The organism is Gordonia sp. (in: high G+C Gram-positive bacteria), from assembly GCF_020438995.1.
In the GTDB taxonomy this organism is placed as follows: domain Bacteria; phylum Actinomycetota; class Actinomycetes; order Mycobacteriales; family Mycobacteriaceae; genus Gordonia.
Genome location: NZ_JAGQTN010000004.1, coordinates 1 through 8,707, shown reverse-complemented (window position 1 = coordinate 8,707; position 8,707 = coordinate 1). Strand labels below are relative to the sequence as shown.

7 protein-coding genes and 1 pseudogene are annotated in these 8,707 nt (G+C 63.9%); all 8 read right to left on the bottom strand.

What is annotated here, in order from left to right; translation table 11 throughout:
• Positions 1 to 635 (bottom strand): annotated as a pseudogene (locus tag KDB67_RS00405) (hypothetical protein); the annotation flags it as partial.
• A gap of 220 nt (positions 636 to 855) precedes the next feature.
• Positions 856 to 2,106, bottom strand: a complete 1,251-nt coding sequence (locus tag KDB67_RS00400) for an MlaD family protein (RefSeq protein WP_291010977.1) — start codon at positions 2,104 to 2,106, stop codon at positions 856 to 858.
• Complete coding sequence (locus KDB67_RS00395) at positions 2,103 to 3,500, bottom strand: MCE family protein (protein ID WP_291010973.1); 1,398 nt, start codon at positions 3,498 to 3,500, stop codon at positions 2,103 to 2,105. The genes KDB67_RS00400 and KDB67_RS00395 overlap by 4 nt, the downstream gene beginning before the upstream one ends.
• Positions 3,500 to 4,798, bottom strand: coding sequence for an MCE family protein (locus KDB67_RS00390; RefSeq protein WP_291010970.1), 1,299 nt, complete (start codon positions 4,796 to 4,798; stop codon positions 3,500 to 3,502). The genes KDB67_RS00395 and KDB67_RS00390 overlap by 1 nt, the downstream gene beginning before the upstream one ends.
• Positions 4,798 to 5,889 (bottom strand): MCE family protein, encoded by a 1,092-nt coding sequence (locus KDB67_RS00385; protein WP_291010968.1) that lies wholly within the window; start codon positions 5,887 to 5,889, stop codon positions 4,798 to 4,800. The genes KDB67_RS00390 and KDB67_RS00385 overlap by 1 nt, the downstream gene beginning before the upstream one ends.
• Positions 5,890 to 5,894: 5 nt before the next feature.
• Positions 5,895 to 6,968, bottom strand: a complete 1,074-nt coding sequence (locus KDB67_RS00380) for an MCE family protein (protein WP_291010965.1) — start codon at positions 6,966 to 6,968, stop codon at positions 5,895 to 5,897.
• Entirely contained in the window at positions 6,965 to 8,326 is a 1,362-nt protein-coding gene (locus tag KDB67_RS00375) for an MCE family protein (RefSeq protein WP_291010962.1), read from the bottom strand. The genes KDB67_RS00380 and KDB67_RS00375 overlap by 4 nt, the downstream gene beginning before the upstream one ends.
• A 7-nt stretch (positions 8,327 to 8,333) precedes the next feature.
• A partial coding sequence (locus KDB67_RS00370) for an ABC transporter permease (RefSeq protein ID WP_291010959.1) occupies positions 8,334 to 8,707 on the bottom strand: 374 nt, incomplete at its 5' end.

The window sequence follows — 8,707 nt, the reverse complement described above, 5'->3', positions numbered from 1 at the left end:
TTGGATGTGGCTTCCACATACACCAACACGCGGGCCGTCCCGTCGTCGGCGTTCACCTCGACCGGTGCGCTGCGCAGCACCCTGCTCGACAGCTTGGCCACCTGACCGGTTCCCGCCGCCTGGATCTGCTGCGTCAGCTTCTTGAAGTCATCGGGGGTGATCTGGGTACGTGCGTCGCCGGTGAGCGACGAATCGATGCGACGCTGCCAGTCCTTCACGTTCGCCGGGTCGATGGTAGTGATGTTGATGATCGCGTTCTCGGCGCTGACCGTCGCATCCTCGCGCGCGCTCTGCGTCGGCTTCTCGTCGGTGTAGACCTTGTAGCCGCTCATGCCGAAGATCACCGCGAACACCAGTGCCACCAGCGCAGCCACGCCGGCAGCAGCAGTCACCAGCATCCGGGTCCGCTTGGATCGAACCTGTGCCTCACTCGGAACCGTGCCCACGGGGGCAGAATCAGCAGCATCGTCCTGCGAACCGGAATCGTCCGAATCGGAATCGTCCGAATCGGGCGCCTTCGGTTCGTCGGCGGTGTCCCCACCGGCCTTCTCCAGGCTCACGGTCTGTTGGTCATCGACGGGGGTCTCGGCGTCCGAGACACTCTCGTCCGCCGAATGTGAACTATCGTCGCTCATTTCATCCTTGCGTCATTGGACTGCCCACAACGGTGGACTCGTCCGGTCAGGCTCGGCCCCGCACCGCGCATCAGGCACCGGAGCGCGCGCCGTGCATCGGTGAGATCGCTGTCACCGTCGGGCCGACGGCCACTCTAGCGCCTGACACTGAGAAAACCCATGCCGCGAGAAAAACCCATGCCGCCGCGGAGATGCGGTCGGCATGGGTTCGTCTCGGCTACTACTTGGCGTGGATACCGAGCAGGCCCGCGAGCTGAGTCGCGATCGGGTTGAGGTTGAGCTTGTCGGGGTCCTTCTTCGGAGTGTTGTCCCAAGGCTGCACCATCGTCGGATTCGCCAGCTCCGCACGTTGTGCACTGCGCACGCCGGTCGGGTTACCCACCGGGGCCTTGCACTCGGCGTTCGTGTTGAACGGGAAGTCGTCGTAGTTGATGTCGAAGTCCGGGTTGCGTTTCTTCATCTCCTCGATGATCTTCTGCGTGCTCTCGTAGCCCTTGGTGCAGGCCGGCGGGTTGTTGGTCTCCAGGACGATGCCGAAGTGGATCTGACCGTCACCCGGGACCACGCTCTTGGCACCCGAGGACAGCGCCGACAACATCGCGAAGATGGTGTTGGTGACGTAGCCGGTGGGGCCGATCGTCCGGATGGTTCCGCCGAGATCCTGCAGCACCTTGGTGATGTCACCGCCGTGCTTCTGGATCAGCTCGGACAGTTCGGTGGCCGCCGCCGGGCCGTCCGCCAGAATCCGACGGATGTCGGGATCGGACGACTTGAGCGTTTCGGCCAGCACGTCGAGATCGCGCGACCAGCTGAGGATCTCGTCCTTCTGCACGGACTGCGTGCGCAGCACCACGTTCGAGTTCTGGAGCAACGACACCGTCTCCGGCAGAGCATCGACGCCCGACTTGGCCAGCACGCCGAGCGAATCGACCAGACGTTGCAGATTCTCGCTCTGCCCGCTCAGTGCCTTACCGAGTTCGGTGACCACGGTGTGGAAGTCGTCGAGCGGAATCTCCCCGGCGAACTTGATCGCCGAGTTCAGGATGTTCTCGATCGGCGGCGGGATCGACGTGCGTTCCCGCGGGATCACCGAGCCGTCCTTCAAGTACGGACCCGACGATGACGTCGGCTGCAGATCGACGAACTGCTCACCGACCGCGGACCGGTTCGCGATCACCGCATACGCCGTGGCCGGCACCTTCGGAGCGCTCTTGTTGAGCTTGAGGGTGACGTCGACGCCCTCCGGGGTCAGCTCAAGATCGCCCACCGAACCTACCGGGGTACCCCGGTAGGTGACCTCGGCGTTCTTGAAGATGCCGCCGGAAGACTTGTCCATCTGCACGGTGACGTCGTACTGACCGAGGCCGGACAGCTTGTCCAGCCGGGCGTACTTGGCGCCCGCGTACACGAGGGCGACGATGCCGACGATCGCGAACGCGATCAACTGCACCTTGGCTAGTTTGGTGATCACTTGTCTCCACCGATCATCGAGAGCGGACCGTCGATGAACCGCTGGTCAGCGGCCGCCGGAGCGGGAATCACCGAGTACTGCGTCTTCGCCTTGTCATCAGCCTTGGCCTGCGACTTGACCTTGGTGTCCGCCTTGACCTTGGCATCCGACTTGGCCGACTTCTTCTTGGCCGAGTACCTGGTGCCGCTGGGCGGTGTGTTCGGACCCGGCTGCGAACCCGGGGCCGGGTTGATCAGGCTGATCGTCGGCCAGCCGGACCGGGGACCGTTGCCGTTGATGTACGGGTTACTTGGATTGACCGGGTACGGATTCACCTTGACCGGGGAATGCTTCGGCGTTCCCTGTCCCACGCCGAGTGCCTCGATCTGATTGAGGATCCGCAGATCCAGCGTCATGAAGAGGTTCGTCGAGTCACCGTGAATCGCCGGCAGCATCGTGTCCGGGAACGGAATCGTCGGGAACAGCGGAAGCGACGTGATCAGATCCGGAGCCGCCTTGGTCAGCTCACTCAGCACCGGCCGCAGCGCCTTCAGATCGGTGATCAGCGCCTCACGCGACTTGGTGATGATGTCGGTGCCGACATCTCCGAGCCGATCGAGCTTGGTGAGCAGATCGACGAACTGCGGCCGCTGATCCTCCAGAACCTGCACCGCCTCGGGCAACTCGCCCAGGATGCGGTCGATCTGGTCGGTCTGCGCGACAGTGCGCTCGGACAGCTGGTTGAGACCGTCGATCGCCGTCACGATATCGTCGCGCTGCCGGTTCAATCCGGCCACGAGCTTCGACGTGGTCTTGAGCAGCGACTTCAGTTCCGAGCCGTCGGTGCCGAGTGCCTTGTTCAGCTCGTCCACGATCGGCGTCAACTGTGCCAGACCACCACCGTTGAGCAGCATCGACAGGGCGCCGAGGACTTGCTCGATGTCGGTGGCCGTGCGGGTGCGCTCGTTGTCGGCCGAGTTCCGGATCAGCTCCTTCGGGTCCTGCCGGGGAGCATTCTCCGAACCCTCCGGCTCCGACAGCGACACGAACTTCTCACCGAGAAGCGCGGTCTGCTGGATCTCGACGCGCGCGTCCTCGGACAGATTGACGTCGTTCTTGACCTCGATCTTGACGTTGGCCTGCCACGAGTCCTTGGGCACCTTGATCGAGACGATCCGGCCGACGTTGATGCCGTCCTTCTTCACCTGCGACTGCGGTACCAGGTCGAGCACGTTGTCGAACTGGATGGTGTATTGCCGTGGCTTGCTACCGGTGTCGGTGCCACCGGGCAGCGGCAACTCCTGCATGTTGATGCCGCAGCCGGCCACCGCGACGGTCGCGGCCACGAAGGCCGCCCCGATACCCGCGGCGCGGGCCGAATGCCGACCCCGCCCGTTATTGCCGATTCTTGTCATCAGTTGCCCCCACGCTGCGACGGTGGTGTCTGCTTGAGCTGCGGATCCGGATTGCCGGGCACTGTTCCCGGGGACGGCTTCTGCTGCTGTCGGTCGTTGCTCATGATGCCGAACGGGAGGATCGGCAGTGTCGGCGTCAGCACACCCTTGGTGATCTGCTTGGCCACCTTGGAGCAGTTGTCGACGAGCGGGCGCATGGACGCGCTCCACTGCTTGGCGGCCGGATCACCGGGCATGAGCTTGCCGAGATCGAGCACCGAGCAACCCGCGGTCAGCGGATCCTGCAGCTCCGGGATCGTCAGCCGCATGTCCAGGGTTCCCGACTCCGCGTTGTACGCGTTGATCAGGTTGCTGATCGTCAGCGGCAGCAGCGTCAGGACTTCCTTCAGGTTGTCCTTCTCATCGAGCAGTGCCTTGGTGGTCGGCTGCAGGTCACGGACCGTCTTGCCGATCTTCGCCTCGTTGTCATCGAGGAACGTCGCGACGTCGCCGAGCGCATACGAGAGCTTGTTGAGCGCCTGTCCGAGCTGATCGCGTTCGCTCACCATGTACTTGGAGAACGAGGCCATCTGCGTGTTGAACTGCCGCACCTGCGCATCGTTCTCGCGCAACGCACCCACGAACACGTCGAGGTTCTTGATCGTGGAGACGATGTCGCCACTGGACCCGGCCAGCGTCTTCGACGCCTTCGACAGCTGCTCGATGGTCTCGCCCAGCTTGGCGCCGTTTCCTTCGAGGTTGTCGGCACCGACGCGAGCAAGCTTGGTCAGCGCGCCCTCCTGCTCACCGGTGGCCGGCTTGTTGGCGCCGTTCGGACCGAGCGCGTCGGTCAGGTTCTGGATACCGCGGTAGAGCTCATCGACCTCGACCGGAACCATGGTCTGACCGTCGTCGACGCTCAGACTGAACGACTTGGGCGCCTTGCGCATGCCCTCCTTGAAGACGGGCGTCAGCTGGATGTATCGGTCGGCGACGACCGACGGCACCACCTGCACGGCCTTGACGTCCTTGGGAAGGTCGATGCCGCGGTCGACGGACATCTTGACCTGCACCCTGTCGCCCTTCGGGGTCACCTCATCGACCTGGCCGACCTTGACGCCCAGGACCCGGACGTCGCTGCCCTTATAGATACCGACGGTCCGCGCGAAGGTCGCGGTGATCTTGGTCTTGCCCATCGAGTTGAACGCCCACCACAGTGAACCGGCGACGACCAGTGCGAGGACCAGTGCGAGCACCGTCATCACGATGGCGCGCGGGCTGAACCAGCGGCCGGGGCCCGATGTCTGGGGAACCGTCATCAGCCGGCCTCCGTTCCGCCGTTGTTCTGATTGGCCGTCTTGTTAGGCGGCCGAGTGGTGTTCTGCTGCGGCAGTGCCGGCGGCAGGATGTTGGTGACCACCGACTCCAGCCAGCGGCCGTTGCCGAGGACGTTGGTGTACATCCGGTAGAAGGGCGCCATGTACTTGATCGTGTCGCGGATGTTCTGGTTTTGCCTTTGCAGCAACTGGTTCACCTCGGCAAGCGCGTCGAGTGCGGGGCCGATCTGCTGCTCGTTGTCCCGTACCAGGCCGGTCAGCGAGGTGCTGAGCGAGGTCGTGGTGGCGAGCAGTTTGGAGATCGACTGCTGCCGGTTATTCAGCTCTTCGAGCAACTGACCTGCTCCGGCGATCAGCCGCGCGAACTCCTCGTTCCGGTTGGCCAGGATCCCGGTAGTGGACTTGGTCGCCTTCAGCAGCCGCTTGACCTCCGAGTCGCGACTCGCGATGGTCTCGGACAGCCGCGACAGGCCTTCAAGGGTGGGGCCGAAGTTGCCGGCCGTACCCGACAGCGAATCACCCAGCGCGTCGAAGGCCTGGGCCAGCTGCTCGCTGTCGATGCCGGCCTCGCCGGTGTTCGGGTCGTCGGTCAGCTGTGTCGATGCGTCCGAGAACGCCTCGATCACGTCGTACGGCGATACCGTCCGCTCCAGCGGAATCGGCGTGTCCGGATCGGCGAGCTTGTCGCCGAGCGGGGTGACGGCGAGGTACTTCTGACCCAGCACCGTCTTGATCTGGATCGACGCCTCGCTCCGGTCACCGATCCAGGTGTTGTTGGCGCGGAAGGTCACCTTGACTCGCTCACCGTCGAGCGCGACATCATCGACCTCGCCGACCTTGATACCGGCAACGCGGACCTCGTTGCCCTTCTTGAGGCCGGCGGCCTCGGTGAACTCCGCCGAGTAGCGCGCTCCGGCACCCACCAGCGGTAGTTCGTTGAGGAAGAACGCCGACACCGCGACCATCAGCACCACGAGGATGCCGATACCGCCGATGCTGACGGGAGTTCGCTTACCCGCGAAGCGCCGGCTCTTCTTGGGTTGTGCCGGTGCGGGAGTGGTCTGGTCAGTCAATTTCGTCACCCCCGGGGCCGTTGATTGTCACGCCAGCAACGGGTGGCCGCGCTGGTGTAGAGGACATGGTTGATATCCGGCAGGGATACCAGCGGTTTGGTCAGCAACGTCGACTTGCCGTTGCCTGCCACGACGTCGATGCCGCACAGGTAGAACTGGAACCACGAACCGAACGTGGCCGCACGACCCACCTTCTGCAGCTTGACCGGCAGGTTCTTGAGGGCTGTTTCGACGTCGCCCTGACGCTTGTTCACCTGATCCGACAGCGTCTTGAGGCCCGCGATATCACCCTGGATGGAGGGCCGGGTCTTGGTCAGGATATCGGAGGTGACCGCGGTCAGGTTGGACACCGACGTGATGGCCGAGCCCACCGAGTCGCGCTGCGCGGCCAGGCCGCTGACCAGGTTCGAGGTATTCACCAGCAGGGAGTCGAACTCGTCGTTGTGCTCGTTGACCGTGTCCATCACCTTGGTCAGGTTGGTGATCAACTCGCCGATCACCTTGTCCTTGTCCGCGAGGGCGGTGGTCAGGTCGGCGGTGTCCGAGAGCAGGCTCGACATTGTGTCGCTCTGGCCCTGGAAGACGTTGATGATCTTCTCGCTGAGCTTGTTGACCTCGGTCGGGCTCAACTCCTTGAACAGCGGCTTGAAGCCGTTGAACAGTTCGGTGAGGTTGACCGCGGGCGTCGTCGAGTCGGTGCCGAAGACGTGGCCGGGTTTGAAGGCGACCGATTGATCTCCCGCACCGCGTTCGAGAGCCAGATACCGCAGGCCGGTGAGGTTGCGGTACTTGATCACCACGTTGGTGCCCTCGGGCAGCCGGTCGCGGTCGGCGTTGAACGTGACCAGCGCCTGGTTGCGGTTGTGGATCTTCACATCGGTAACCTGGCCGACGCGCACGCCCGCGATACGGACATCGTCGCCGGCGTTGAGCATCGCGGCATCGTCGAAGACGGCCTTGAACTCGGAGTCACCGCTGCCGCCGACGTTGCCGATCGTCAGCGCCAGCATCGACGTCGTGATCACGGTGATCACCGCGAACACGATGAGCTTGATCAGGGGTCCGGTGATGGATTTCATTTGATGTTCACCTGTGCTCCCTTGAGCCCGGCTCCGCCGATCATGGTGACCCAGGCGGGAACATTCTCCGGGTCGTTCCCGGTGGTACCGGCGTAGACGACCTTCAACTGATTGACGTACTCCGCGTTGTCATAGGGGTTGGCAGCGATCGTCCCGGCGGGAACCACGCTGTTCTGGCTCGGCGGGCTGATCGGGAAGTCGTCACCGGCGATCGGGATGTCCCTGGGGCCGGCGTTCCGTGACGGCGGCTGGTACGAGCCCTCGCCGAGGCCACCACCCGGATACTGCGGGAAAGGACGACCGTTGGTCGGCGATTCGTAACAGATGGCCGGACGGTTGTAGTCGAAGAACCGCGGCTCGTCCTGGTTGGGCAGGTAACGCCCGCGCGGGTTGACGAACTGGAGGTTCACTCGGGGACCTGGGTTGGCGGTGCCCTTGCCAACGACCCTGTCGGCCTCCGGAACGACGCTCGCGAAGTTCTTGAACGTGCAGCCGAAAGCCGGTGACTGGCGTGCAGCGCCGCGCAGGAACGGTTCGCCCTTGATGATGATGTCGAGCAGATCCCTGCGGTTGGTCTGCAAGAAGCCGGTGGTGTCGGTTGCCGCCGTGCTCAGCGTCGAGATCAGGTTCCGCAGATCGGACTGCTTCTCGACGATCGTGTTTCCGGTGGTCCGCAGGTTGTCGAGGCCGTCGATGATGTTCGGCAGCGCCTCGGAGTAGGTCTGCGAGAAGTCCGACAGACCCTGCAGCGTGCCCTCCAGATCCGGCAGCACCTTGTTGATGCCGCTGAACACCTTGTTGAGGTCGGTGATCGTGGTGTGCAACTGATCACCACGGCCTTCGAGCGCCTTGGACAGCGCGGTCAGGGTGACGTTCAGGTCCTGCGGGGGAACGGCCTTGAGGAGCGGCAGGAGCTTATCGAACATCTCCTGGATTTCCTTGGCGTTGCCGCTCTCGTCGGTGCGGATGGTCGCGTTCTTGGTGCTGGCCAGCGTCGGACCGCCCGTGGTCTCCGGGACGTTCAGGTCGACGAAGCGCTCGCCGAACAGGGTCTTGGGCAGGATGCGAGCGGTCGTGTCGGCCGGCAGCTTCTTGGCCATGTCGGGATCGAGGCCGAGGGTGACGACGACCTTGCCGTCCGGGGACGGCGTGACCTCGCGGACCTCGCCGACGATGACGCCGCGCGCCTTGACGTCGGCGGCGTTGGGCAGCGCGTTACCCGCGGTGTCGGTGGTGAACTTGACGGTGGTGAACGACGTGAAAGCCTTGTTGAACTGCAGGATCGTGAAGGCCAGGAAGCCGATGCAGACCAGCAGGAAGATCAGGCCGAGGAGTCGTTGACGAACTGTTGCGGACATCGGGCGCCTAGCCTCCCACTCGAACGGTTGTCGACGTTCCCCAGATGGCGAGGCCGAGGAAGAAGTCCAGCAGCGCGATCAGCACCAGCGCGGCTCGCACCGCATGACCGACGGCCACACCCACGCCGGAAGGGCCACCGCTGGCGAAGTAGCCGTAGTAGCAGTGCACGAGGATGATCACGAACGCGAACACCAACACCTTGCCGAACGACCACAACACGTCAACCGGTGGTAGGAACAGGTTGAAGTAGTGATCGTACGATCCCGTGGACTGACCGTTGAACAGGGTGGTCACCGTGCGGGAGGCGAAGTACGCCGAGATCAGGCCGAGCACGTACAGCGGGATGACGGCGATGAATCCGGCGATGACGCGGGTCGACA

Coding starts and splice junctions, on each gene's coding strand:
- KDB67_RS00395 (WP_291010973.1), bottom strand. CDS start 3,500: ATGACAAGAATCGGCAATAACGGGCGGGGTCGGCATTCGGCCCGCGCC.
- KDB67_RS00390 (WP_291010970.1), bottom strand. CDS start 4,798: ATGACGGTTCCCCAGACATCGGGCCCCGGCCGCTGGTTCAGCCCGCGC.
- KDB67_RS00380 (WP_291010965.1), bottom strand. CDS start 6,968: ATGAAATCCATCACCGGACCCCTGATCAAGCTCATCGTGTTCGCGGTG.
- KDB67_RS00375 (WP_291010962.1), bottom strand. CDS start 8,326: ATGTCCGCAACAGTTCGTCAACGACTCCTCGGCCTGATCTTCCTGCTG.